The sequence below is a fragment of the Mesorhizobium sp. LNHC221B00 genome, from assembly GCF_000502935.1.
GTDB classification, from domain to species: Bacteria; Pseudomonadota; Alphaproteobacteria; order Rhizobiales; family Rhizobiaceae; genus Mesorhizobium; species Mesorhizobium opportunistum.
Map to the genome: position 1 here is coordinate 1 of NZ_AYWR01000020.1, position 22,484 is coordinate 22,484.

Annotated in this window: 17 protein-coding genes and 4 pseudogenes; 14 read left to right on the plus strand and 7 right to left on the minus strand. The window is 64.3% G+C overall.

Translation table 11 applies throughout. The annotated features are described in order from the left end of the window. The 4 genes and pseudogenes from X741_RS1000000168890 to X741_RS144445 all read left to right on the plus strand — a co-directional run. Positions 1 to 143 (plus strand): annotated as a pseudogene (locus X741_RS1000000168890) (DUF4126 domain-containing protein); the annotation flags it as partial. Next, on the plus strand, positions 140 to 1,516 hold the full coding sequence (locus tag X741_RS144450) for an FAD-containing oxidoreductase (RefSeq protein ID WP_023779467.1): 1,377 nt from the start codon (positions 140 to 142) through the stop codon (positions 1,514 to 1,516). The pseudogene X741_RS1000000168890 and the gene X741_RS144450, both read left to right, overlap by 4 nt. Positions 1,517 to 1,663: 147 nt before the next feature. Next, positions 1,664 to 2,834 (plus strand): annotated as a pseudogene (locus X741_RS01000000167080) (MFS transporter). Between the two features lie 83 nt (positions 2,835 to 2,917). Further along, positions 2,918 to 3,973 carry a succinylglutamate desuccinylase/aspartoacylase family protein gene (locus tag X741_RS144445; RefSeq protein ID WP_023779468.1) on the plus strand — a complete coding sequence of 352 codons (1,056 nt, stop codon included), beginning with the start codon at positions 2,918 to 2,920 and terminating at the stop codon, positions 3,971 to 3,973. Here the strand turns inward: X741_RS144445 and X741_RS144440 are convergent. Continuing rightward, entirely contained in the window at positions 3,970 to 4,740 is a 771-nt protein-coding gene (locus X741_RS144440; RefSeq protein WP_023779469.1) for an isocitrate lyase/phosphoenolpyruvate mutase family protein, read from the minus strand. The two genes, X741_RS144445 and X741_RS144440, sit on opposite strands and share 4 nt — an antisense overlap. Positions 4,741 to 5,060: 320 nt before the next feature. Here X741_RS144440 and X741_RS144435 point away from each other — a divergent pair, with 320 nt between their 5' ends. Both X741_RS144435 and X741_RS144430 read left to right on the plus strand, forming a co-directional pair. Continuing rightward, entirely contained in the window at positions 5,061 to 7,250 is a 2,190-nt protein-coding gene (locus X741_RS144435; protein ID WP_023779470.1) for an anthranilate synthase, read from the plus strand. A gap of 5 nt (positions 7,251 to 7,255) precedes the next feature. Then, a complete protein-coding gene (locus X741_RS144430) occupies positions 7,256 to 8,203 on the plus strand; it encodes a cation diffusion facilitator family transporter (RefSeq protein WP_023779471.1) in 948 nt (315 codons plus the stop codon). Between the two features lie 153 nt (positions 8,204 to 8,356). On the opposite strand, the gene X741_RS144425 is transcribed toward X741_RS144430, so the two are convergent. Then, the gene (locus X741_RS144425; protein ID WP_023779472.1) at positions 8,357 to 9,460 is read right to left on the minus strand and encodes a hypothetical protein; all 1,104 of its coding nucleotides are present in this window, start codon (positions 9,458 to 9,460) and stop codon (positions 8,357 to 8,359) included. A gap of 96 nt (positions 9,461 to 9,556) precedes the next feature. Here X741_RS144425 and X741_RS01000000167085 point away from each other — a divergent pair. From X741_RS01000000167085 to X741_RS144405, 5 genes and pseudogenes are all read left to right on the plus strand, one after another. Next, positions 9,557 to 10,001 (plus strand): annotated as a pseudogene (locus tag X741_RS01000000167085) (DsrE family protein). 64 nt (positions 10,002 to 10,065) lie between these two features. Continuing rightward, positions 10,066 to 10,848, plus strand: coding sequence for an SDR family oxidoreductase (locus tag X741_RS144420; RefSeq protein ID WP_023779473.1), 783 nt, complete (start codon positions 10,066 to 10,068; stop codon positions 10,846 to 10,848). 64 nt (positions 10,849 to 10,912) lie between these two features. After that, entirely contained in the window at positions 10,913 to 11,221 is a 309-nt protein-coding gene (locus X741_RS144415; protein WP_023779474.1) for a putative quinol monooxygenase, read from the plus strand. A 38-nt stretch (positions 11,222 to 11,259) separates the two neighbouring features. Further along, the gene (locus X741_RS144410; protein WP_023779475.1) at positions 11,260 to 11,505 is read left to right on the plus strand and encodes a type II toxin-antitoxin system prevent-host-death family antitoxin; all 246 of its coding nucleotides are present in this window, start codon (positions 11,260 to 11,262) and stop codon (positions 11,503 to 11,505) included. 57 nt (positions 11,506 to 11,562) lie between these two features. Continuing rightward, complete coding sequence (locus X741_RS144405; protein ID WP_023779476.1) at positions 11,563 to 12,663, plus strand: AbrB family transcriptional regulator; 1,101 nt, start codon at positions 11,563 to 11,565, stop codon at positions 12,661 to 12,663. A gap of 204 nt (positions 12,664 to 12,867) precedes the next feature. Here X741_RS144405 and X741_RS144400 read toward each other — a convergent pair whose 3' ends face one another. Together X741_RS144400 and X741_RS1000000168895 are read right to left on the minus strand one after the other, a co-directional pair. Continuing rightward, entirely contained in the window at positions 12,868 to 13,947 is a 1,080-nt protein-coding gene (locus X741_RS144400) for a siderophore-interacting protein (RefSeq protein WP_023779478.1), read from the minus strand. Positions 13,948 to 14,111: 164 nt separating this feature from the next. Then, positions 14,112 to 14,282, minus strand: a pseudogene (locus X741_RS1000000168895) (LysR substrate-binding domain-containing protein); the annotation flags it as partial. 94 nt (positions 14,283 to 14,376) lie between these two features. On the opposite strand from X741_RS1000000168895, the gene X741_RS144395 reads away from it, so the two are divergent. Continuing rightward, the gene (locus X741_RS144395) at positions 14,377 to 15,906 is read left to right on the plus strand and encodes an MFS transporter (RefSeq protein WP_023779480.1); all 1,530 of its coding nucleotides are present in this window, start codon (positions 14,377 to 14,379) and stop codon (positions 15,904 to 15,906) included. A gap of 9 nt (positions 15,907 to 15,915) precedes the next feature. Here the strand turns inward: X741_RS144395 and X741_RS144390 are convergent, their stop codons facing one another. Genes X741_RS144390 through X741_RS144380 form a run of 3 tightly spaced genes read right to left on the minus strand, consistent with a single transcriptional unit; the run spans position 15,916 to position 18,176 of the window. Then, entirely contained in the window at positions 15,916 to 16,230 is a 315-nt protein-coding gene (locus X741_RS144390; RefSeq protein WP_023779481.1) for a nuclear transport factor 2 family protein, read from the minus strand. After that, entirely contained in the window at positions 16,230 to 17,006 is a 777-nt protein-coding gene (locus X741_RS144385) for an esterase family protein (protein ID WP_023779482.1), read from the minus strand. The genes X741_RS144390 and X741_RS144385 overlap by 1 nt, the downstream gene beginning before the upstream one ends. A gap of 3 nt (positions 17,007 to 17,009) precedes the next feature. After that, on the minus strand, positions 17,010 to 18,176 hold the full coding sequence (locus X741_RS144380; protein WP_013893401.1) for an ATP-grasp domain-containing protein: 1,167 nt from the start codon (positions 18,174 to 18,176) through the stop codon (positions 17,010 to 17,012). Between the two features lie 525 nt (positions 18,177 to 18,701). Here X741_RS144380 and leuA point away from each other — a divergent pair. Both leuA and X741_RS144370 read left to right on the plus strand, forming a co-directional pair. After that, complete coding sequence (leuA, locus tag X741_RS144375; protein WP_023779483.1) at positions 18,702 to 20,378, plus strand: 2-isopropylmalate synthase; 1,677 nt, start codon at positions 18,702 to 18,704, stop codon at positions 20,376 to 20,378. A gap of 259 nt (positions 20,379 to 20,637) precedes the next feature. Continuing rightward, on the plus strand, positions 20,638 to 22,401 hold the full coding sequence (locus X741_RS144370; protein ID WP_023779484.1) for a tetratricopeptide repeat protein: 1,764 nt from the start codon (positions 20,638 to 20,640) through the stop codon (positions 22,399 to 22,401). The last annotated feature ends 83 nt before the right edge of the window (positions 22,402 to 22,484 follow it).

The following is a 22,484-nucleotide window of genomic DNA, read 5'->3' on the forward strand; positions in this document are numbered from 1 at the left end:
TCGGCGCGGTTATCGGCACGCTGGGCGGCGCCGAGGCGCGCGGCCGGCTGGCGGCGGCTTTCGGCAAGGATCCGCCCGCCGCCTTCATCGAGGACGCAGTGGCGATCATCGGCGGCCTGCTGATCGTGGCGGCGGTGGCATGACGGCCAAGACTTTCGACGCCATCATCATCGGCGCCGGCCAGGCGGGGTCGCCGTTGGCCGGCCGGCTGACGGCCGCCGGCATGAGCGTGGCGCTGATCGAGCGCAAGCTGGTCGGCGGCACCTGCGTCAACACCGGCTGCATGCCGACCAAGACCATGGTCGCCAGCGCCTATGCCGTGCATCTGGCGCGGCGTGCCGCCGATTATGGGGTGACGCTCTCGGGACCCGTCGGTGTCGACTACAAGGTGATCAAGGCGCGCAAGGACAAGGTTACGATCAACGCCCGCACCAATCTGGAGACATGGATCGCGGGCATGAAGGGCTGTACCCTCTATCGCGGCCACGCACGCTTCGAGACCGCCAACACGGTGCGCGTCGGCGACGAGCTGCTGACCGCCGAAAAGATCTTCCTCAACACCGGCGGCCGCGCTTCGGTGCCCGATCTGCCCGGCGTCCACGACATCGATTATCTGACCAATTCCACGATGATGGATCTCGACGTGCTGCCGCGCCATCTGATCGTTGTCGGCGGCAGCTACATCTCGCTCGAATTCGCGCAGATGTTCCGCCGCTTCGGCTCGGAAGTCACCGTCATCGAAAAGAGCCCGCGCCTGACCGGCCGCGAGGACGAGGACGTCTCCGCCGCCATCCTGTCCATTCTCGAAAACGAAGACGTCGCGGTTCATCTCGGCGCCGACGACATCGGCTTTGCCAGGCAGGGCGACGACATTGCCGTAACCTTCTCCGCCGGCAAGCCGCCGGCTGTCGGCTCGCACGTGCTGCTGGCGCTCGGCCGCAACCCCAACACCGATGACCTCGGCCTCGACAAGGCCGGCGTGGAAGTCGACAAACGCGGCTTCGTCGCCGTCGACGACCAGTTGCGCACCAGCGTGCCGGGCATCTGGGCGATGGGCGACTGCAACGGCAAGGGCGCCTTCACCCACACCTCCTACAACGACTATGAGATCGTCGCCGCCAATTTGCTCGACAACGATCCGCGCAAGGTCAGCGACCGCGTCGAGGCCTACGCGCTCTACATCGACCCGCCGCTCGGCCGCTGCGGCATGACGGAGGCCGCGGTCAGGAAATCCGGCCGCCGGGCGCTGGTCGGCCAACGGCCGATGACGCGCGTCGGACGCGCCGTCGAAAAGGGCGAGACGCAAGGCTTCATGAAGATCCTTGTCGATGCCGACACCAGGGAAATCCTCGGGTGTTCGGTGCTCGGTCCTGGCGGCGACGAGGCGGTGCATTGCGTGCTCGACCTGATGTACGCCAAGGCGCCCGTCGACACGCTGGCGCGCGCCATGCACATCCATCCGACCGTCTCGGAACTGCTGCCCACCATCGCGCAGGAGCTGAAGCCGCTGGTCTGAACCTTTTCGGCTTCCGGTCCGATGCCTCGGCAGCCCGCTGCGGATCTGCTCCATCCTTTCTGCATTGCTGCATTGCAGCGATGTATGTTGCGCCCGGCATGGATCCTCGCGCAGTCTAAAATTGAACCGATTCAGTCTGGACGCCCCATGCCTTTGCCGATCCTTGCGCTTGCCATTGCGTCCTTCTGCATCGGCANCCACCGAATTCGTCATCATGGGGCTGCTGCCGGAGGTCGCCGCCGACCTCGGCGTGACGATCCCCGCCGCCGGCCTGCTGGTCACCGGCTATGCTCTGGGCGTCGTCTTCGGCGCGCCGATCGTCGCCATGGCCACGGCGCATCTGCCGCGCAAGCCGGTGCTGGTCGGGTTGGCCGCTCTGTTTGTTGTCGGCAATCTGTTCTGCGCCATCGCCCCCAACTACTGGCTGTTGATGGCTGCGCGCGTCTTTACCGCCTTCGGCCACGGCGCCTTCTTCGGCATCGGCTCGGTCGTCGCGGCAAGCCTGGTGCCACGCAACAAGCGCGCCAGCACCATCGCGCTGATGTTCGCCGGGCTGACGCTGTCCAACATTCTGGGCGTTCCGGCCGGCACGGCGCTTGGCGAAGCTTTCGGCTGGCGCTCCACCTTCCTCGCCGTGGTCGGCATCGGCCTGATCTCGGTCGCGGCCATCGCCTGGCTGGTGCCGTCCGATGTCGCCGAGCCGAGCGGCGGCGGCCTGCGCGGCGAACTGCGCGTGCTGGGCAAGTTGCAAGTCTGGCTGGCGATGCTGATCGCCTCGCTGGCCTCGGCCAGCCTGTTCGCCGTCTTCACCTACATCAAGCCCTATCTCACCGACGTGTCCGGCCTGTCGACCTCGGCGGTCACCTGGGTGCTCTTGCTGTTCGGCGCCGGCATGACCATCGGCAACGTCATCGGCGGCCGGCTGGCCGACTGGAAGCTGATGCCGACAGTCATCGGCACGCTGCTTATGATGGCGGTCCTGTTCGTCGGCTTCATGCAGTTCGGCGCGATCCCAAGCGTCGCCATCGGCGTGGTCTTCCTGTGGGGGCTGCTGGTCTTCGTCGTCGTGCCGCCGCTGCAAATCCGCGTCGTCGAGGCGGCTTCCGAAGGACCGAACCTTGCCGCCACGCTCAACCAGGGCGCCTTCAATGTCGGCAACGCCAGCGGGGCATGGATCGGCGGCGTGGCCCTTTCGGCTGGCGTTTCCTATGCCCATCTGCCCCTGGTCGGCGCGGTGCTCGCTTTGCTGGCGGTCACCGTGGCGGTGCTGTCACAGGCCCTGGACCGGCGGATCCCCGTCGCACAACCCGCCGAGTAGTGCGCCCATAGCGCGACAAATTGGATCAATCGACAATGGCCTCGCCGCGGGGCATGTCTCTCCGCCTGCCGAAGGAGGAAGTCATGCAGAAATCGATCGAACGCATCGCCGGCGACAGCGATGGCGTTTCCTACGAATTCCCGGTGTTCCGCTTCACCGGCGCCGACAAGGCGGCGCCCTCGGCCTATTTGCAGGCGGCACTCCATGCCGGCGAGTTGCCGGGCATCGTCGCCATCGATGCCTTGATGCCGATGCTCGCCAAGGCCGAAGCCGAAGGCCGCATCAAGGGCAACATCACAATCGTGCCGTGGGCCAACCCGATCGGCCGCGCCCAGTATCATTTCGGCGAGCATCAGGGCCGCTTCCATCTGGGCACCCGCACCAACTTCAACAGAGGCTTTCCGTTGCTTGCGGCACCTGATGCCAAGCTTTTGCCCGACACCACGTTCGGTGGCGCCGACCAACGGTTGAAGTCACGCCTGGTGCAGCTGTCGCTCGGCAACGACATCGTGCTTGACCTGCATTGCGACGACGAAGGCCTGGCCTATCTCTACATCCACACCAGCCTGTGGCCAGCCATGGCCGATTGCGCCGCCGCCATGGGCATCGAGGCGGTGGTGCTGTGGAGTGAAGATACCGACGGCACTTTCGAGGGCGCCTCGATCATGCCCTACCAGAACGTTCCCGCCGAGGTGGCGAAGCTCGACCGCCGCGTCGCCACAACGGTCGAATATCGCGGCATCCTCGATGTCGATGGTGCGTTCGCCGCCGCCGATGCCGAAGGCCTTTACCGGCTGCTGGTGGCACGCGGCGTGATCGCAGACGGCGCCCTGCCGGCGCCCGGTCCGTTCAAGGGTGTCGTCGCGCCGTTGGAAAACATCGACATGATGCCGGCGCCCCGGGCTGGCGCTGTCCTCTATGACGTAAAGCCCGGCGACCGCGTCGCGCGGGGCGCGCGGCTGGCCACCATCGTCCATGCGCCGGGCGAAGCCGATGGCCGCACGGAAGTGTTCGCGCCGCAGGATGGCCTCATCCTGACCCGCCGCTCGCGCCGCATCGTCCGCGCCGGCGAGGATTTGCTGAAACTGGTCGGTGACAGGAAGAGCGCCGACGCGAGGTCAGGCACGCTGGAGGATTAGCCAGAAATGGCCTGCCGAGCCTTGGCCTCCAGCCACTCAGCCATCTGCCGGTAAGGCACGGGGCCATGGCTGATGCGGGCGACGCCGAGTTCAGCCAGCCGCTGCCGTGGCGGCACATGCGCCAGCGCGATAATGTTGACTGGCAGCGTCGTGGCCTTACACAGCGCCTCGATCAGCCCTTCGTCACCAAGGCCCGGCGCAAAGAAGCCGCTTGCCCCGGCTTGTTCATAGGCATGCGCGCGCTCGATCGCCTGGTCGAGCAGGGCCCTGTCATGCGCATCGGGCTTCGCCTTGAGGAAGACGTCGGTGCGGGCGTTGAGGAAGGCCGGGATGCCGGAGGCCTTGACGGCCGCTGCAGCCGCCTCGACCCGCTTCACCTGCACGGCAATGTCGTGCAGCCCGCTGCCGCCGACAATCTGGTCCTCGAAATTGAAGCCGATGGCGCCGGCCTGCAAGGCATGCGTCACCGTTTGGGCGACGACCTCCGGCTCGACGCCATAGCCGCCCTCGAGGTCCATGGTCACCGGCAGATCGACCGCCGCCACGATGCGCTTGATGTTGTCGAGCGCCAGTTCCAGCGGGATCTTCTCGCCATCGGCGTAGCCAAAGGCGGCCGCGACCGGCCAGCTTCCGGTGGCGATGGCCTTGGCGCCGGCTTTCTCGACGATTTTGGCCGAACCCGGATCCCAGGCATTGTAGAGAACGACCGGATTGCCCTTGACGTGAAGGGAGTGGAACGTTCGCGCGCGCTCGATCTGCTGGGTCATTGATGTTTATCCCGTCTTCTCGATGTTGGACACGCAGTTTAAGCAGGGCTACCGGCTGTGGCGATGTGCCATGGGCCTGAGAAGCGGCGGCCACCGAACAGACTTTTCAAATCAGTTGCGTATCCGGTTTTTCGCCGCTATGGATTTCGCCATGAACATGCGTTCGACCAAGACCATTTGGTGGTGGGCCTGCTGACAGCGGCCTGTTCGAACGCGCGTGCGTGAAAGAGAGGGTGGCCGCAACGGAATGTCCGGGCGGCCATTTGTTTTTCCAAAGCCAGTCCTGGGTCCGTTGCCCCAACAAGCTGATGGAGACGGCAATGACGATGAAGGTTCTGGAAAACGGCGCTGAAAGCTTCGTGACTGCGGGTGGCATCACCATCACCCGCGAGCGTCACGACAGGCCCTATGCGGGAGCCATCGACAGCTATGTCGATGGCTTGAATTCGCGCCGGGGCGCGGTGTTCTCCTCGAATTACGAATATCCCGGCCGCTACACGCGCTGGGACACCGCCATCATCGATCCGCCGCTGGTGATCTCGGCGCGCGGCCGCGCCATGCGCATCGAGGCGCTGAACGGCCGCGGCGAGGCGCTGTTGCCGGTCATCGGTAAGACGCTCGGCGACCTTTCCGAGGTGACGATCGCCGAAACTTCGAAGAAACTCATCCGCCTCGACGTCGCCAAGCCCGGCCGCGTCTTCACCGAGGAAGAGCGCAGCCGCGTTCCCTCGGTGTTCACCGTGCTGCGCGCCATCACCGCTTTGTTCAAGACCGCCGAAGACGCCAATCTCGGCCTCTACGGCGCCTTCGGCTACGACCTCGCCTTCCAGTTCGATCCGGTCGACTACAAGCTCGAGCGCAAACCCAGCCAGCGCGACCTCGTGCTGTTCCTGCCCGACGAGATCCTGGTCGTCGACCATTATTCGGCCAAGGCCTGGACCGACCGCTACGACTATTCGGGCGAGGGTTTTTCCACCGAGGGCCTGCCGCGCGACGAAATCGCCGAGCCGTTCAAGACCGCCGACCGCATCCCGCCGCGCGGTGATCATGAGCCCGGCGAATACGCCAATCTGGTGCGCCGCGCGATGGACTCGTTCAAGCGCGGCGACCTGTTCGAAGTCGTGCCCGGCCAGATGTTCTACGAGCGCTGCGAGACGCAGCCCTCGGAGATTTCACGCAAGCTGAAGTCGATCAACCCCTCGCCCTACTCCTTCTTCATCAATCTCGGCGAAGGCGAATATCTGATCGGCGCCTCGCCCGAAATGTTCGTGCGCGTCAACGGCCGCCGCGTCGAAACCTGCCCGATCTCGGGCACCATCAAGCGCGGTGACGACGCCATTTCGGACAGCGAGCAGATCCTGAAACTGCTCAACTCGAAGAAGGACGAATCCGAGCTCACAATGTGCTCGGACGTCGACCGCAATGACAAGTCGCGGGTCTGCGAGCCGGGCTCGGTGCGCGTCATCGGCCGCCGCCAGATCGAGATGTATTCGCGCCTGATCCACACCGTCGATCACATCGAGGGCCGCCTGCGCGAAGGCATGGACGCCTTCGACGCGTTTCTCTCGCACGCCTGGGCGGTCACCGTCACCGGCGCGCCGAAACTGTGGGCCATGCGCTTCATCGAGCAGAACGAGAAGAGCCCGCGCGCCTGGTATGGCGGTGCGATCGGCATGGTCAATTTCAACGGCGACATGAACACCGGCCTGACGCTGCGAACCATCCGCATCAAGGACGGTATCGCCGAGGTGCGCGCCGGCGCCACGCTGCTTTTCGACAGCATTCCCGAGGAAGAAGAAGCCGAAACCGAACTGAAGGCATCCGCCATGCTCTCCGCCATCCGCGACGCCAAGGCAGGCAATTCCGCCAGCACCGAGCGCACCACCGCGCGCGTCGGCGACGGCGTCAACATCCTGCTCGTCGACCACGAGGACTCCTTCGTCCATACGCTCGCCAACTATTTCCGGCAGACCGGCGCCAATGTCTCGACCGTGCGCACACCGGTGCCGGAGGAAGTCTTCGACCGGCTGAAGCCCGACCTTGTCGTGCTGTCGCCCGGCCCCGGCACGCCGAAGGATTTCGACTGCGCCGCCACCATCGCACGAGCTCGTGCCCGCGAGCTGCCGATCTTCGGCGTCTGCCTTGGCTTGCAGGCGCTGGCGGAGGCCTATGGCGGGGAACTCAGGCAGTTGCATATTCCTATGCACGGCAAGCCGTCGCGCATCCGCGTCTCCAAGCCGGGCATCATCTTTTCCGGCCTGCCCAAGGAAGTCACCGTCGGTCGCTACCACTCGATCTTCGCCGATCCGGTGCGGCTGCCCGATGACTTCATCGTCACGGCCGAGACCGAGGATGGCATCATCATGGCCTTCGAGCACCGCAAGGAGCCCATCGCCGCTGTCCAGTTCCACCCGGAATCGATCATGACGCTCGGCCACAATGCCGGCATGCGCATCATCGAGAACATCGTCGCCCATTTGCCGCGCAAGGCCAAGGAAAAGGCAGCCTGAACTTAATGGCCGAAGCCGAGAACACGGTGGCGATCGCGGCCAAGGCCGCGGCGAAGCGCAAGATCGCCAATCTTGCCTTCTGGTCGATCATCATTGCCGTGATCGTGCTCGGCCTGAAAATCGCGGCTTGGTACGTTACCGGTTCGGTGGCGCTTTATTCGGATGCGCTGGAATCGATCGTCAACGTCATTGCCTCGGCCGCCGCCTTCTGGGCGATCCAGATCAGCTACAGGCCTGCCGACCAGGATCACCCGTTCGGCCATCATAAGGCGGAATACTTTTCCGCGGTGCTCGAAGGCGTGCTGATCGTGCTCGCCGCCCTTCTGATCCTGAACGAAGTCTGGCGCTCCTGGCAGGCGCCGGCGCCACTTGAGCAGCCCTGGAAAGGTCTTGCCGTCAACGGCGTCGCCACCGTCATCAACGCCTTCTGGGCCTGGACGCTGATCCGCGCCGGCCGGGCCGAGAAGTCGCCGGCGCTGGTAGCCGACGGCAACCACATCATGACCGACGTGGTCACCTCGGTTGGCGTCTTCGGCGGCCTTGTCGGGGCCATCCTGACCGGCTGGCAGATCCTCGATCCGGCTCTCGCCGTCCTCGTCGCGCTCAACATCCTGTGGCAGGGCTGGCACGTCATCGGCTCGTCGATGAACGGACTGATGGACCGCGCCGTCGACACGAAGGAAAACATGCGCATCCGCGACGTCATCTCGGCCAACTGCAAGGGCGCGCTGGAGGTGCATGACCTCAAGACCCGCATCGCCGGCCGCGCCACCTTCATCGAATTTCACCTGGTCGTCGACGCCGACATGTCGGTCGGCGCCAGCCACGTCATCTGCGACCGCATCGAGGACGCGCTAAAGGCCGAAATCCCCTCGGTGCGCGTCACCATCCACGTCGAGCCCGACGATGAAGCCAAGCTGCCGAAAGGCACGACGGCTGTGCCGTTTGCATAGCCTGCAGTTTGCGAGGCCTGTCGAGATTCAGGTCAGGCCGAGCCGAGAATGGTGGCTTCCGAGAACCGGAGCGGAGCGTACTTAAGTACGTGAGCACCGGAAGCGCAGGAAGCTGCCGTTCGCAGGCCGGCATCACCTGAATATCGGCAGGCCTCACGGGGCGCAGGCTGATTGCGGCATTGGCTGCAGCCGGTAGACCTTGTCATCGGATTGCGTCTTGCCGTCGGCCGCCTTCGAGCAGAGATCGACGATCGCCAGGCTGCTGTTGGGATTGGCCAGCATCATCATGCCGTTGGTACCGCGCTTGAGGAAAATCTCCTTCTGCGCGATGTCGCAGGAGAAATCGCTCATTTTCGAGCTCGCGGCACAACGCCACTGGTCCGCCTCGCCCTGGCAGGAATAGGTCTGCGTGACCTTGCCCGACTTCTGCCGCGTCGTGACCGAGACGGCAATATCGGCGCCGTCGGGCCAATTGGCGACGTCACCGCCGGAAGCGTAGGAGGCCAGTTCCACCGGGCCGCGGAAAACCCGGATCGATTGCGTCAGCTGGCCGGGATGCGAGGCCAGATGCGACGCGTCGTAGTCGCGGCCGTAGCAAAAGGCCTGGTCGGGCTTCAGCCGCTCGCGCAACGGCACCCCGAGCGCCGGATCGATCGGATCGATGCGCGCGAACTCCGCCTTGCAGGTCGCGGCCGGCATTGGGTCGAGGCGGAAATTGTCGTCCTCCTTGCCAAGCGCCTGCCTGTCGTATTCGGCCGCGCCGAGTTCTTCTTCCGAATCCGCATCGAGATAGATATCGGACGACAGATCGGACAGGAGCAACCGGCCCTTGTCGTCGACCTTCAGCGACGCCAGCGTGCGGTCGCAATCCATGCCGCAATGGATCAAGCCTGAAGTGCCGTCCTCGGACGCGTGATTGCACCAGCCGCCTGCCCATTGCGGCGCCTTGGCGCCGCGCACGGTGGTGGTAAGGAACCCATTGTAGGACGTGTCCGAATTCGCCGATGGTTCCTCGTTCGGCCTGCTGACCGGATCATGACCATAGTAGAAGAAGATCCGCGCCACCTTCTGCTTCGGATACGCCTTCATATGCGCCGCGTCATAGACCCGGCCGAAACAGGCGTCCGCCCCGTTCGGGCTGAGTTCGGTGAGTTTGAGCGCATCGTCGGCAGCGGCCGTGCCTGCCAGCAAACCGAGCAGCGCGGCGCCAAATCCGGCGCCGGCGATTGTCTTCCATTGCCCTACCTTGGACGTCATGTGACCCCTCCTCGCATCGACAGGACGTAACGTCAATTTATGCTAGTATTGCGGCTGGAGCCACGCAAATCGCGGAGAAATCCGAGGAGGGATGCCATGCGCCGGCGCGACATGTTCCGCGCGGTTCTTGCCGGAACCGGAACGCTTCTTGGCCTGCGGGCTGTGCAGGTCGCGGCCACCGAGCCCGCNGCCCGCCAGGCTGAAGGTCGCCTATCACCTGAGCGATGTGGACAAGGTCAACTTCGTGCTCGGCAACATCAAGAATCACTATGAGGGCACTGGCGGCAATGTCGACATCGTGCTCGTCGTGCATGGCCCGGCCCTTGCCGGCTTCAAGTCGAAGGGCATATCGGCGGCGGTCTCCGGCCGCTTCGCCGGCCTGGTACAGCAGGGGCTGGAGCCGCATGCCTGCGCCAACACCATGCACGGCATGGACATTTCGCTGGCCGACCTGCTCGCCGGCTTCCATGCCGCCGACAAGGGTGGTGTCGTCAAGCTCGCCGAACTGCAAAGCCAGGGCTATGCCTATCTCAGGCCATAGTGCACAGTCTTGACTGGACGGTCGCAAACGGCTGGTCTCATGAAAATCTCCGGAGGAAACTGTAGTGCCAGGCACGACCGCGCTTACCATCCCCGATCTCGCCGGCAAGGCGGTGCTGGTCACCGGTGCCTCGACCGGCATCGGCGCCGCACTGGCGCTGGCCTATGCCGCGCAGAAGTCCAAGGTGGCACTGCACTACAATTCAAGCCGCGACGCCGCCGAGAAGCTCGGCGAGACCATTGCCGACAATGGCGGCGAGGTGTTCCTCGTCCAGGGTGACTTCTCCGTCGCCGCCGATGTCGAACGCGTCGTCGAGGACAGCGCGCAACATTTCGGCCATCTCGACGGGCTGGTCAACAATGCCGGCGGCATGCTCGGCCGCCTGCCCTATGCGGAGCAGACCGAAGCTCATTACGACGCGGTGATGGACCTCAACGCCCGCTCGGTGCTGACCGCCTCGCGCAAGGCGATGCCGTGGCTGAAGAAGCAGGGTGGCTTCATCGTCAACACCTCGTCGATCGCCGCGCGCAACGGGGCGGGCGGCGGCGCCGGCCTCTACGGCTCCGCCAAGGCCTTCGTCTCCAACGTGACGCGCGGCATGGCCAAGGAACTGATCGGCTTCGGCATCCGCGTCAACGCCGTGGCGCCCGGCACCATTCTCACGCCGTTCCACGAGCGCTATTCGACCGACGAACAGATGAAAGGCATGGTCGCCACCATTCCGCAAGGGCGCGCCGGCACCGCCGAAGACTGCGTCGGCGCCTATCTGTTCCTTTCATCGGACCTGTTGAGCGGTTACATCACCGGCCAGGTGATCGAGGTGAATGGCGGCCAGTTGATGCCGTGACCAGCTATCTGCATACTGGCGGCCCGCATACTATTGTCGGGGACTTTGAAGGGGAGACAACGGAATGTACGGACTGATCGGCAAGATGCGGGCGGCGCGCGGCCAGCGCGATGCAGTCATGGATGTCCTGCGCGCCAGCACCGGCGCCCTGCCCGGCTGCCTGAGCTATATCATCGCCCGCGACCCCGCTGATGCCGACGCGATCTGGGTCACCGAAGTGTGGACCGACGCCGAAAGCCACAAGGCCTCGCTGCAGCTCCCCGAAGTCCAGGCGGCCATCGCCAAGGCCCGGCCCTTCATCGCCGGCTTCGAGTTCCAGGTCGAGACCCATCCGGTTGGCGGCTTCGGGTTGGCTGACGGCAAGACTGACTGACTAGAACAGACAGTGCCGTGCCAACGGGTCAACCTGCAATGCAGATCGTGAACATCCACAATGCGAAGGCCAATCTTTCACGTCTCATTGACCGAGCCGCCAAAGGTGAGCCATTCATCATAGCCAAGGCGGGCAAGCCATTGGTCAAGGTCGTGTCGATCAACCAGCCGGCGTCGGCTCAGGCGCGACGGATCGATTTTATGGCTGGCCAGTTTTCCGTCCCCGACGACTTCGATCGCATGGGCGACGGACAGATCGAGCAACAGTTCGACGCCAACGCGTAGGCTCCTTTTTCGGCGCAACGGCTTCGCATCGCCCGGCTTCGCGTCTAAGACCGAAAAATGGATTCCTCGACCGAGCCACCTCTGGATCATCCTGCCATCGAGCGCATGGCGCGGATAAGCAGGCCTTGGCAATGGCTGGTCCTGCTCACCATCTCGGCCCTTTTTGCCGGCGCGCTCGAACTCGCCGCTTTGCCGGCGGCGCTGCTGATCGGGCCGATGCTGGCGGCCATCGCCGCCGGCACCAATGGCGCCACGGTGCGCGTGCCGCGCCTTCTGTTCGGCTCCGCCCAGGCGATCGTCGGCTGCCTCGTCGCCGCTTCGATCTCGGCCGACATCTTTCCCGTCTTCTACCGAGAATGGCCCCTGTTCTTGGGTGTCGTGGTGGCGACCGTCGCGGCCTCCAGCCTGCTAGGCTGGCTGATCAGCCGCTGGCGTATCCTGCCCGGCACCACCGCCGTCTGGGGCTCCTCGCCGGGCGCCGCCACCGCCATGGTGCTGATGGCTGGCGCCTTCGGCGCCGACCAGCGCCTCGTCGCCTTCATGCAGTATCTGCGCGTCATCTTCGTTTCGGTGACGGCGGCTCTGGTCGCCAAGATGTGGGTAGACACATCGGGCATCGAGATCCCGCCCATCGTCTGGTTTCCGCCGATCGATGCCCAAGCCTTCGCCGCCACCATCGGCATCGCGATCGTCGGCGGCCTGGCGGGCAAATTGTGCCGGCTGCCCTCGCCGTTTTTCCTCGGTACCTTCATCTTCGGCACCGTCATCCATCTCGGCCTTGGCGTGGAGATGCAATTGCCGCCCTGGCTGCTGGCCGTCAGCTACGCCATGGTCGGCTGGTCGATCGGATTGAACTTCACCCGGCCGATCCTGCGCCATGCAACGCGCGCCCTGCCACAGATCATCGCCTCGATCGTGGCGTTAATCGCCTTTTGCGGCGGGCTCGCCTTCCTGATCAGCCATCTCCTCGGCATCGATCCGCTCACCGCCTATCTGGCGACCAGCCCCGGCGGCATGGACAGCGTCGCCATCATCGCGGCCGCCGCGCGGAACGTCGACATCTCCTTCGTCATGGCGCTGCAATCGGCACGTTTCCTCGTCGTGCTGCTGGTCGGCCCGAGCGTCGCGCTGCTGGTGGCCCGGTCGATCAGAGATTAGGCAGGACTGCTTCCCAGACCTCATAATTTGGCTGGCCCGGATCCAAGCCGGCGTTGCCGCTGTGCGATAGGTCACGCCAAGAACCTGTTCGACACTCGCAAGACCATCTGCTCGGCCGGCTATTGCTACCGCGACGAAGGCCGCTCGCTGTTCGCCAGCCTGCGTTATCGTTTCTGAGATCAGCCCCGGCGCGGGGAGCAGCCGCTACTCCTCGCCGCCCCCATTTTCGCCCAGCGCGCCGCGGCGCCAATAGGCGGCGACAAGGTGCCTGTCGCGCGACAGGCCCCACTCCTTGCGCACGATCTTGCGGATTTCGCGGAAGTCGGCGAATTCGCATCCGGCCCAGACATGGAGCCCGTCGGCAAGCGCGGAATGGCTGCGCTCCCGCAAAGCGCCTGGCAGCAGGCCGGCGGTGCCGGCCTCGCACCCGTGCCGGTAGAGCCAGGTGATGTCGATGTTCTCGCCCTGCGGCAAGGCGATTCGGTCATCCGGACCGTCGACCTCGATGAGCGCCTCGGCGCGGGTCGACGGTGGCAGGTGCTCCAGGATCCTGCCAATGGCGGGCAGCGCCGTGTCGTCGCCGGCCAGAAGCAGGGTCTGCGCGCCCGGCGCCTCGCCACCGCCGGGTCCGATCATGCCGATCACATCTCCAGCCCGTGCGTTCTGCGCGAAGGCGGCGGCAGGCGTGTCCTGGCCGGGATGCAGAACGAAATCGACATCGAGCCAGCCGCTTGCGGCGTCTATCGCCCGGATCGTGTAGACCCGCACGGTCAGCGCATCCTCGCCCGAGGGCCAGACAAGCAAGCCGTCAGCGCCAAGGATGGGCCAGACCGGCCGCCGGCCACGCGGCGGCAAGAGCAGCCGCATGTGCAGACCGCCATGGGGAAAACGGCCGAGATCCTTGCTGGCGAAACGCAGGCGCTTCATGTGCGGCGAAATCCGCGTCGACGACATCACGGTGATCTCGCGGAAGAAGACCGGCGTGCCGGCATCGCTGCCGTCGCCTTCCCAACGCAATCCGCTGGTGGTGCCGAGATGCTGGGCAACCTGGCCGGCGACCGTCATCTTCATGTAGGAGAGGCAGGTCTCGTCCATCGCCGCGACACGGACCAGCATGGCGTTGCCGTCGAGCGTGGCGCTCAACGACCCGTAATAGAGGCGAAGCTCCCATCGATCCGCAGCACCGGTTTCGATCTCGAATTCGGCGTGCTCGGTGCGCAGATGCTCGATCGCCGACCTCATCGCCTCATCGCTGATCCGGGTCTGCGCACTCAACTGGTCCATCGTTCAAGTCCTTCAATAGCGGTTCAAACGAAGCCGCCGAAAGATCTTGGCCTCGTCGCCATCGCCGGGCATGCCACAGCGCCGCCGTCGTTTCCATAAGAAACTTGACTTAAGTAATCATATTTCTGGATGAGCCGTCGGAGATCTGATTTATGCCGGCCGGCCTATCGCGGTGCTGCAAGGCGTTCGGGGAGGAAATCGACGAAAACGCGCACCTTCGGCGACAAATGGCGATTGGAGGGCCACAGCATCCGGAACTGGCCACGGCCGTCGACATGATCGTCCAGAACGATGCGCAGCTTGTCCTCGCGCAACGCCTCGCGGACCAGGAAATCGTTTTCTGGAAAGGCGGCAGGCCTATCTTCTCCTTGCGACCGGTGCGCGACCCACGCGGCATGCCGGCGGATGCTTTTTCAGATAGGAAAATCCATGACCTTGAAGACCACAAACGGCTCGGCCGAGAGATGGCTGGTGCTCTTGTCGGTATGCCTTGCCGCGATGACGATGCCCTTGACCTTCACCGGCCCGGCGGTCGCGCTCTCGCGTATAGCGGCCGATCTCGGCGGCAGCCCGATCGCGCTCAACTGGGTGACGAACGCCTTCATGCTGACTTTCGGCGCCAGCCTGATGGCGGCCGGAGCGCTGGCCGACAATCACGGCCGCAAGCGGATTTTCCTCGCTGGCCTCTGCCTCTATGTCGTGGCGTCACTTGGCGCGATGCTGGCGCCCGACATCGCCTGGTTCGACATGTTCAGGGCCGCGCAAGGGATCGGCAGTTCCCTGGCCTTCGCCGGCGGCGCCTCGGCACTTGCCCAGGAATTCGAGGGACCGCTGCGGCTGCGCGCCTTCTCCTTCCTCGGCACCAGCTTCGGCATCGGTCTCGCCTTTGGTCCAATCGCCTCCGGCCTGCTCATCTCCGCATTCGGTTGGCGATCGATCTTTGTTCTGGTCGCGGCGCTCGCGATCGCCTCGGCGGTCCTCGGCCTGCGCACCATCAGGGAATCGCGCGACCCGGATGCGACCGGGCTCGACTGGGCAGGAGCCGGCACCTTCACCATTGCGCTGGCCTCGCTGACCTATGGCGTGTTGCAGGCGCCGCAGAGCGGCTGGGCCGATCCCCTCGTCATCGCGCTTCTGGCAGTGGCGGTTATTTTCTTTGCTATCTTCGTCGTCGTTGAGCGGCGCGTGCGGCGGCCGATGCTCGATCTCACCCTGTTTCGCTTTCCTCGCTTCGTCGGCGTCCAGTTCCTGGCCGCGGCACCTGCCTATGGCTTTGTCGTTCTGCTCGTGCTTCTGCCGATCCGCTTCATCGGCATCGAAGGGATGGGCGAGATCAAGGCCGGGCAATTGATGATCTGCCTCTCGGGACCGTTGCTGATCCTGCCTTTGCTTGCCGGCCAGCTTGCGCGCTGGATCGCGCCGGCCACGATCTGCGGCGTCGGTCTGCTCATCACCGCCGCCGGGCTCGTCTGGCTGAGCCTGACACCACCAGTCGACATCGCGCTGGTGGCGCCGCTGGTGCTGATCGGCGTCGGAATTGCCTTGCCGTGGGGACTGATGGACGGGCTTGCCGTCAGCGTCGTGCCGAGGGAGCGCGCCGGCATGGCGGTCGGCATCTTCAACACCACGCGCGTCGCCTGCGAGGGCGTGGCGGTGGCAATCGTCATGGCGACACTGTCCGGCTTCACCGCGGCACAGCTGGCCGTTCAGGGAGCGTCCACGGATACGGCCGCCGCAGCGCAGCTGCTGGTGACCGGCAATGTCGGTGCAAGTGCGCAACATCTGCCTACGGCCAGCGCCGCCATCCTGGTCGGGGCTTACGAAGCGGCGTTCGACAGGCTGCTGATCGTGCTGGCGGCAATCACCATCGTCACCGCCCTTGTCGTGTTCCTCGGCCTGCGTCGCGTATCGACGGTGGAACATGAGGCCGTACCTGTCCCGGCATGCCAGGAAGGATAGGCTGCGGATCTAGGTGATGACCAGGCTCGCGATGCGATCGCCGTCCAGCGTGAAGGTCATGTCGCCCTCGCCGTTGAAGCCGTCGCCCGTGACGGCGGTGCGGACGCGATAAGTGCCTTGCGCCGCTGCGATGCGGACAATCCGGAGATTGGACTTCACGCCGATATTGTCCGACTGGTTCCAGCGCGCGATCTGTTCGCGTCCGTGAAAGTCCCGCCCCCAGTCGCTCAGCAACGCATCGTCGGCAAAGGTGTCGAGAAAGGCTTCCGTATCAGCTGCATTGGTGGCCTCGACGAAGCGGCGGATGGGGTCGGGCGTGGTCATCAATCGAGCCTGTGCATCAAATCCTCATCCAGCCATCGGCCGAAGAAATAGCCCAGTTGCTTGTGCCACCATGGCCAGTCATGGCTGACATCGCCGCCCCAATAATCGACCCATGCGGGAATCGATTTGTCGCGCAGGATCTGTTCCAGCTGGCGCGTCTCGACCAGCATGCGTTCTTCCCAGGCGCCTTGCCCGCAGCAGAAGATCAGCCTGAGTGACTTGAGCCGGGCCAGCAGTTTCGGATCGACGATGCCGGGCAGATAGTCGAGCGGCGAATTGTAGAAGATGTCGCCTTCCAGCGCCTTGCCGAAGAAGTCGCGGGCCGAATAGACGCCCGACAGGGCGATGACGCCGCTCGCCAGTTCCGGAAAGCGGAAGACGAAATTGGACGAGTGGTAGCCGCCCATCGAACAGCCCGAGAACAGCGGCTTCAGCTTGCGTCCGCCATTGGCTGCCGAGGCGGTCTCAAGGAATTCCGGCAGCGCCTCCTCACGCACATAGCGGAAATAGGCCTCGTGCCGGGCGATGCGGTGCGCGGCATCGTGATGCTTGTCGAAGAAGGATTCCGAATCGATACCGTCGACCGCGAACAACTGAATGCGGCCGGTGTCGATGAACTCGGCGAGCGCGCCCACCCCGCCGGAATCCTCGAATTGATAGAACCGCCCCTGCGAGGTCGGAAACACTACGACCGGCCGGCCGGCATGGCCGTAGCGCTTGTACTCCATGTCGCGGCCAAGATTACGGGCGAAGGCCTTGTGATAGGTGATGTCCATCCCTCACGCCTTTTCCGCGTGGATATAGGCGACCGCTTCGCGCAGCGCCGCCTGATCCTTCGACCGCATCTGATAGGCGTAATTTCCCATGGCGCGGCTGAAAACCTCTTCGATGGCCTGATGGTGGACGATCTTGTCGCCATGCGCGGCTAGCACGTCCTCATGGCTGTGCAAATAGCGGAGGCGGCGCTTGCGGCTGGCATAGGCAGTGAAATACTTGCCCTCATAAGGGCCGCCGGCGGCGTCCTTGACCACCATGTCGGCCCATGCCGCATAGACGTCGATATCGAACGTATAGTTGATCGCGTCGGTCATCCAGGCGCCGGGCGGCCGCATGTTGACCTCCAGCGCGATGATCCGGTCGTCCCTGGTCTCGAACAGCTCGATGTGAAAGAAGCGCTCGCGCACGTCGAACGCCTTCAGGATCTTGCGGCCCGCCTCCTCGACAACGGGCCGGATCCGGGGGAAACAGATGTAGCTCATGTGGCGGTCCTTGTTGACCACCTCCATGACGCTCTGGTCGTAGCGGTGACTGGCGGCCAGCACCACCTCGCCGTCGCGGTTGACCAGCCCGTCATAGGTCACCACCAGCCCCTCGATGAACTGCTCCATGACGAAGGTCACGCCCTCGGGCTTGTCCCTGAAGAATTGGTCGAGCTCTCCCGTGTTGGAGATCTTGAAGGTGTTCGAGGCGCCGGATCCCGAATCCGGCTTCACCACCACGGGATAGCCGACCCGGCGGATGAAGGTCATGGCGCCGGCGCGGTCGGAGCATTTGCGCTGCGCGATCGTCTCGACGCCGCTCTTGCGGAAAAAGGCCCGCATACGGCTCTTGCGTTTCAGGTTCTTCACGAAATCGAGCTTGGTGCCGTAGATGTTGAAGTCGGTGCGGATGTTGGCTTCGAGTTCCAGCCAATGCTCGTTGAGCGACTCGAAACGGTCGATGCGGCCCCATTTGTGGATGAAATGCCCCATCGCCCGGAACACCGGATCGTAGTCCTCCATGTCGGCGACCCGGTAATATTCGGAGAGCGACGCCTTCAGCTTGCCGTCCAACGCTTCATAGGGTGCGTCGCCGATGCCGAGCACCGTCGCGCCGGCCTTTTTCAGCCGGTCGCAGAAATCGGCGCCGTTGGCTGGAAAATGCGGCGAGAAGAACACGAAATTCATGGCCAGTCCCCTCCCGGCGAAAGGGCACCGCAGCCCCGCCGGCGCTCAAGTCTGGCGTATTTGCAGCGCGCGGGGAAGAGCATCCGCATTAGTATGGCATTCAACCGGGTCCCACCCCGCTTGCCTCTCACAAGCCGCTCCTGTAAGAGAACCGCCATGAACACGCGCGCCACCACCGCTTCCCGTCAGACCGGCTTTGCCGGCGAGACCGTGCGCGCGCTTGCCTCGACCCTGCTTCTTCTCGGCCTTATCGGCGATCGCCGGGTTCGCTGAAGGAGCGCCCGGCGGTCGAACCGCCGCGCAAGCGCATGCTCCTTGGCCAGTCTCAAAATTGGCAATCACATCAAGCGAACGAAAATCTGGTAAAGGCGCCACTCGCCATCAATCCGTCCAGGACGGATCCGAGGGCCGCCGGGAGAAACGACGATGAACGCACGAGAACAAATCCGCCCTGATGCCGCGGTAGCCGGCAAGGATGCGGCAAGGGGCACGCCTGGGGCAGCCCGGGAAGGGTCGGCCCGAAGCATGCCGGACGCAGCCCGCAAGTACCAGCCCTACCCCACGGTCGGCCTCACCGACCGCACCTGGCCGTCCAATGTGATCGACAAGGCGCCGATCTGGTGTTCGGTCGACCTGCGCGACGGCAACCAGGCGCTGATCGATCCGATGGGCCATGAACGCAAGGCGCGCATGTTCGGCCTGCTGCTCGACATGGGCTTCAAGGAGATCGAGATCGGCTTCCCCTCGGCCTCGCAGACCGATTTCGATTTCGCCCGCTGGTGCATCGAGGAAGGCAATGTTCCCGCCGACGTATCGCTGCAGGTGCTGGTGCAGTGCCGGCCCGAGCTGATCACCCGCACCTTCGAAGCGCTGAAGGGCGCCACCAACCCGATCGTGCATTTCTACAATTCGACCAGTGAATTGCAGCGCCGCGTCGTCTTCGAGAAGGATGTCGGCGGCATCAAGCGCATCGCCACCGACGCGGCCAAGATGATCACCGACATGGCCGCCAAGGCCGGTGGCGGTTTCCGTTTCGAATATTCGCCGGAGAGCTTCACCGGCACCGAGCTCGACGTGGCATTGGAGATCTGCAATGACGTCACCGAGATCGTCAGGCCGACATCAGACAACAAGCTGATCATCAACCTGCCGTCGACGGTCGAGATGTCGACGCCCAACGTCTATGCCGATCGCATCGAATGGATGTGCCGCAATCTCGACAACAGGGAGAAGCTGATCATCTCGCTGCATCCGCACAATGACCGCGGCACCGGCATCGCCACCACCGAGCTCGGCCTGATGGCCGGCGCCGACCGCGTCGAAGGCACGCTGTTCGGCAATGGCGAGCGCACCGGCAATGTCGACATCGTCACGCTGGCTCTCAACATGTACACGCAAGGCGTCGATCCCGGCATCGACTGCTCCGACATCAACCGGATGAAGGACGTCTACGAATATTCGAACCAGTTGAAGATTCCCGAGCGCCACCCCTATGTCGGCGAACTCGTCTACACGGCCTTCTCCGGTTCGCATCAGGATGCCATCAACAAGGGCATGAAGGCCTTGAAGAAGGCCAACACGCCGCTGTGGGAAGTGCCCTACCTGCCGATCGATCCGGCCGATGTCGGCCGCAGCTACGAGGCGATCATCCGCATCAACTCGCAGTCGGGCAAGGGCGGCATCGCCTACGTGCTGCAGGCCGATTACGGCCTCAACCTGCCGCGCAATCTGCAGATCGAGTTCAGCCAGGCGATCCAGGCGATCACCGACGCGGAAGGCAAGGAGGTGCCGGCCAAGCGCATCCATGAGCGGTTCCTCGAGGCCTATGTCGACCAGCCGGGCGCACGCTTGAAATTCCTCGATCACCACACCTACCCCGACACCGAGGTCAAGGGGCGGCGCGTGGTCGAGGCTGTCATCCTCGACAACGGCAAGGAAACGACGATATCAGGCACTGGCACCGGCCCGATCGACGGCTTCGTCGATGCGCTGTCGCGGCATGTCGGCGTCGAGATGTCGGTGCTCGACTATTCCGAGCACTCGATGCAGCGCGGCTCGAATGCCTCCGCCATCTCCTATGTCGAGATGGAGTATCCAGGCGGAAAGCTGTTCGGCGCCGGCATCAACACCAACATCGTCGCCGCCTCGCTGGAAGCCGTGACTTCCGCCGCCAACCGAATCGTGGGCCGCAAGGCGCGGTAATCCCTACCGGTCGTCGGCGCGAGAGCAGCAGCGCTCTCGCGCCGACGTTTTTCGAACCCGAACCGGGCTTGGCCCAAAATGGCCGATGATGTCGGGGGCCCGCTTCGGGGTCCGCCGCCGACGTCCTGCAGCCGGGCCATTAACCACCGGAAAATTATCCGGTTAGGTACGCGATCGCATAATGGGTGCATACTTGTGTGGAGATGCGGGCACTATATGATCGTGCCTCAACCTGTGCCGACTTCGAGAGGATCGACACTTGCAGCATGCCACGCCTGCCGCCCCCGCAGTGCGCGAGACACTGGAGCGACTACTTGCCAGCGAAACGTTTGGACGGTCCGAACGCGCGCGCAAACTGATCCGCTATCTCGTCGAACGCGAACAGGCAGGCGAAGCCGACAGGCTCAAGGGCTTTTCCATCGCCATGGACGTCTTCGGCAAGGACGGTGATTTCGATCCGTCGACCGATGCGGTGGTGCGGGTCCAGGCTGGCCGGCTGCGCGATTTGCTGCAGCAGTATTTCGCCAATGAAGGCGTCGCCGAACCCGTCCGCATCGCCATTCCGCGCGGCGGCTATGTCCCGGCCTATGAGCTCAACGCCATCCGCCTGCCGGAAACGGCCAACCTTGCCGGGCTGACGGAAGCGCTGGCATCCGAGCAGCCGAGCGCCGTCGACATTCCGTCCGCCGCATTGGTGGCATCGACTGCGGCTCCGGAGCCCTCTGTGGCGCGCCATCTCAGGTTCTTCTGGATGGCGATCGCCGTGGTCATCGCCATGCTCGGTGTTCTGATCCTGCGTCAGGGCAGCGGCGCCCTGCTGGCAGGTGGCGACATACCGGCTACGTTTGAGCCCGCCGGCTTGACCGGCAGCATCGCCCGGTCCCCGGCAAGCGAGGCCCTGCCGCTCGTCTACCTCGCCGTCAAGGCCAATGGCCAAGATGCCAGCCGTGTCGCCGCGTCCTTGCGCGCCGGCCTGAGCGGTTTCGATACGGTCGACTTCATCGGCCGCGAGGCCGCCGACGAGACCGATCCGGGCACCAATGCCACGAGCTTCATCTTCGATATCCTGCCTGGACCGGGCGCGGGCGACATCACCATCGAGCTGCAGAGCATGGCGACCGGCCGGGTGCTTTTGTCGCGCAACCTGACCGCCGCCGACAGCGCGCCGAACGCCGTCGAGGACCGCATCGCCGGCATCCTGAGTTCGGCTCTTCCCGCTTCCGGCACGATCTACAACTATATCGAGCAGAGCGGCATGCAGACCGGCCTGACGCAATGCCTGCTGCTCAACGAAAAATACTATCTCGACCAAAACGTCAGAACCCACGGCGCCGCGTACCGCTGCCTTGAAGCCCTGGCCGACGACGGCGCAAAATCGTCGCTGGTTTATTCGGAACTCGCCTCGTTGCACCTCGAGGCGGTGAACGACCACTACGCCTATCCGCCGGATGCGACGATCGAGAAGGCGCTGACGTTCGCCCACCGCGCCATACAGATGGGGCCGACCAGCCCTAACGCGCATCGCGCCTATGGCTACATCTATTCGCGCCTTGGCAATCCCGACGAGGCGCTGCGCTGGATGCGCAAGGCCTATGACCTCAACCCCTACGACGCCTCCATGGCCGCCGCCTATGGTTACGGACTGATTTTCGCCGGCCGCTACACCGAGGGAACACCGCTTCTGGCTCATGCCGTGGATGCCTCCAGCGGGCATCCGACATGGTGGGATTTCGGACTCTTCGCCGGCGAATTCATGCTCGGCGACATGAACAAGGCAACCATTGCCAGCAACGCCTTGAGAACGACTGCAACAAAATCACACTATCTCGCCGCGCGGCTGATCGGCGCCCAAATTGCCGGCCGGGACAGTCAGGCGCGCAAGCTGCTCGATGAGCTGAGCGTCAAATTTCCGAAATTCGCCGCCAATCCGCGCGCGACCTTCGTCGACCGGAAATATCCGGCCGACCTGACCGAGCGGCTGGTCGGCGCCTTGCGCGCCGCCGGGCTCGGGAACGCCAGCTAACGCCAAGCGACATCCACGGGTTCGGCCTGCCCACCCATTGTCGATTTCATACTCTACGAAGATTTTACTGGCCATTGCGCTCG

Bases quoted from the DNA above. Each gene is read 5' to 3' on its own strand.
- X741_RS144385 (WP_023779482.1), bottom strand. From the start codon at position 17,006: ATGGACATCACCTATCACAAGGCCTTCGCCCGTAATCTTGGCCGCGAC.
- X741_RS144450 (WP_023779467.1), top strand. From the start codon at position 140: ATGACGGCCAAGACTTTCGACGCCATCATCATCGGCGCCGGCCAGGCG.
- leuA (WP_023779483.1), top strand. From the start codon at position 18,702: ATGCCGGACGCAGCCCGCAAGTACCAGCCCTACCCCACGGTCGGCCTC.
- X741_RS144405 (WP_023779476.1), top strand. From the start codon at position 11,563: ATGGATTCCTCGACCGAGCCACCTCTGGATCATCCTGCCATCGAGCGC.
- X741_RS144400 (WP_023779478.1), bottom strand. From the start codon at position 13,947: ATGGACCAGTTGAGTGCGCAGACCCGGATCAGCGATGAGGCGATGAGG.
- X741_RS144425 (WP_023779472.1), bottom strand. From the start codon at position 9,460: ATGACGTCCAAGGTAGGGCAATGGAAGACAATCGCCGGCGCCGGATTT.
- X741_RS144445 (WP_023779468.1), top strand. From the start codon at position 2,918: ATGCAGAAATCGATCGAACGCATCGCCGGCGACAGCGATGGCGTTTCC.
- X741_RS144395 (WP_023779480.1), top strand. From the start codon at position 14,377: ATGACCTTGAAGACCACAAACGGCTCGGCCGAGAGATGGCTGGTGCTC.
- X741_RS144435 (WP_023779470.1), top strand. From the start codon at position 5,061: ATGACGATGAAGGTTCTGGAAAACGGCGCTGAAAGCTTCGTGACTGCG.
- X741_RS144440 (WP_023779469.1), bottom strand. From the start codon at position 4,740: ATGACCCAGCAGATCGAGCGCGCGCGAACGTTCCACTCCCTTCACGTC.
- X741_RS144415 (WP_023779474.1), top strand. From the start codon at position 10,913: ATGTACGGACTGATCGGCAAGATGCGGGCGGCGCGCGGCCAGCGCGAT.
- X741_RS144430 (WP_023779471.1), top strand. From the start codon at position 7,256: ATGGCCGAAGCCGAGAACACGGTGGCGATCGCGGCCAAGGCCGCGGCG.
- X741_RS144380 (WP_013893401.1), bottom strand. From the start codon at position 18,176: ATGAATTTCGTGTTCTTCTCGCCGCATTTTCCAGCCAACGGCGCCGAT.
- X741_RS144410 (WP_023779475.1), top strand. From the start codon at position 11,260: ATGCAGATCGTGAACATCCACAATGCGAAGGCCAATCTTTCACGTCTC.
- X741_RS144390 (WP_023779481.1), bottom strand. From the start codon at position 16,230: ATGACCACGCCCGACCCCATCCGCCGCTTCGTCGAGGCCACCAATGCA.